General features: G+C 61.8%; 3 protein-coding genes. All 3 read right to left on the bottom strand.

Annotated features, from left to right (window positions below; genetic code table 11):
* Positions 1 to 230: 230 nt before the first annotated feature.
* Genes ACFYOW_RS49555 through ACFYOW_RS49545 form a run of 3 tightly spaced genes read right to left on the bottom strand, consistent with a single transcriptional unit; the run spans position 231 to position 1,279 of the window.
* Positions 231 to 608, bottom strand: a complete 378-nt coding sequence (locus ACFYOW_RS49555) for a transposase (protein ID WP_387299157.1) — start codon at positions 606 to 608, stop codon at positions 231 to 233.
* Positions 609 to 657: 49 nt separating this feature from the next.
* On the bottom strand, positions 658 to 915 hold the full coding sequence (locus ACFYOW_RS49550) for a hypothetical protein (RefSeq protein WP_387299155.1): 258 nt from the start codon (positions 913 to 915) through the stop codon (positions 658 to 660).
* Positions 916 to 946: 31 nt separating this feature from the next.
* Positions 947 to 1,279 carry a hypothetical protein gene (locus tag ACFYOW_RS49545; protein WP_387299153.1) on the bottom strand — a complete coding sequence of 111 codons (333 nt, stop codon included), beginning with the start codon at positions 1,277 to 1,279 and terminating at the stop codon, positions 947 to 949.
* Between the last annotated feature and the right edge of the window lie 490 nt (positions 1,280 to 1,769).

Raw genomic sequence — 1,769 nt, 5'->3', positions numbered from 1 at the left:
ATCGCTCCTTCACGGAACTCCGCATCGAACTTGCGTCTCTTCTCCGCCATCTGGCCTTTCCTTTATGGTCCGGCCTCCACGATATGAGGGGAATCCCATCCTTCCAGGGACCATCGGTCCCGTTATCTCGGATGTCCACTACTTCAGGGGAATCCCATAGCCATGGGTTGATGGCGGCGATGCGGACGTGGCCAGATAACGAACGGCGAAGTTTGATGCCGCTATGGATGTCAAGCTGCAGTGCGCAGTTTCGGTGTCTGCGGTTCGGGTCTGGTAATGATCTGGTATATCTCCCGCGCGAGGTAGCGTTTGAGGCATCGGATGGCTTCTCGCCGGGGCTTGCCGTCGGTTTCCGTTCGGGCGATGTAGTCCTTTGTTGCTGTGTCCCAGCGCAGTCTGGCGATAACGATTTTGTAGAGGGCGGAGTCCGCCTGGCGGTCTCTGCCACGATTGAGTCGACGACGCCTGGTTTTGCCGGAGGATGCCTCGATCGGGCTGACGCCGCACAAGGCGGCGAATGAGGCCTCGCTGTGGAGGCGTTCGGGGTTGTCGCCGGCAATGATGGGCAGGTGTGGCGGCGGTGTCGGTGATCTGGGTGTTGAGGCCATCGATCTCCTCGGTCGGTGCGAGGATCCGCCGCGCCAGCGAGCGCAGTGTCTAGACGGCTGCGGCGGTGACGCTGGTTGTTGGTGTGGGGCAGTCGAGTTCGGCGCAGCGACGGATCAACCGGGGGTTACTCATGCCGGTCAGCGATTCACGCAACGTCGGATCCGCGCGCACGATGATTGCTTTGAGCTGGTTGATGGCCTGGGAGCGAGATTTGATCGCCGAATCCTTGGCCGTCTTGAACATGCGCACGATCTCGGCCGCTCCGTCGCCGGTCTTGGCGACGGCGGTTGTGCGACCGGACAGCACGGCTGGGGCAGCGGCTTCGGCGTCGATGATGTCAGTCTTTGCTGCGGCGGCGCCGATGCGCCTTGTCGGGCTGGTTGACCTCGATGACGCACACGCCAGCCGCACGGAGGTCGTGAGTCACTGCGGTGCCGTAGGAACTGTTCTCTTCGACACTGGCGCGCCTGAGCGTGCCAAAGCCTCGGGACCAGACCGACAGCTGCCGATAACCGGTCGTTGTGGCAGCAAAACTATTGTGCCCCAGCGCCTCTCCATACATACCGATGACGAAAGCAACAGGGGAATCCTGGTGCGTGTCGACTTCATGGATCACGGTCTCGTCGTTGTTGGCGTCACCGGATCCGTCGTCATGGGGCATGCTGGGCACGGGTTGGCTGTCTCCTGATCGGTTCGGGTCTGAGCTGGCCGACGCCGGACCGAGCATTGTCGGTCAGGACTGTGACGGTGCCTTGTTCGCGGCAAGGCACCTATCGGGAAACGCCCGGCTCGGCCCGGCGACAGCAAGCACCGCCCCGGACGGTGGTCGACAGATCAAACTCAAGGCACCAGGGGCCAGTCGAATCGCGGGTCATCCCACCACCGGGGGCGGCACTTGATCATCTTCACAATCGAGTCTGGTTGCTTCAGCACGGTGTTCCCTAAGTTTGTAGGTGTCTGGGGTTGGTGCCCTGGATGCCCAGGGTGGTGGGGTGTAGCTGATGGTTTTCTGCCTTGTTCGAGGCTTCGAAGGACTGGCTGCCCCGCCGTTCTGGACGCTCCGGCTGCTGATACAAAAATCCTCGTGAGATGGGCTGGGTCTGGTGTGGTCATGTGCCTCCCAGCGGGTTGAGAGTTACCTGGTAGCCGAGGTGGTTGAG

The sequence above is a fragment of the Nocardia sp. NPDC006982 genome (assembly GCF_042869435.1).
Taxonomy (GTDB): Bacteria; Actinomycetota; Actinomycetes; order Mycobacteriales; family Mycobacteriaceae; genus Nocardia.
This window is presented reverse-complemented; position numbering and strand designations above follow the sequence as displayed.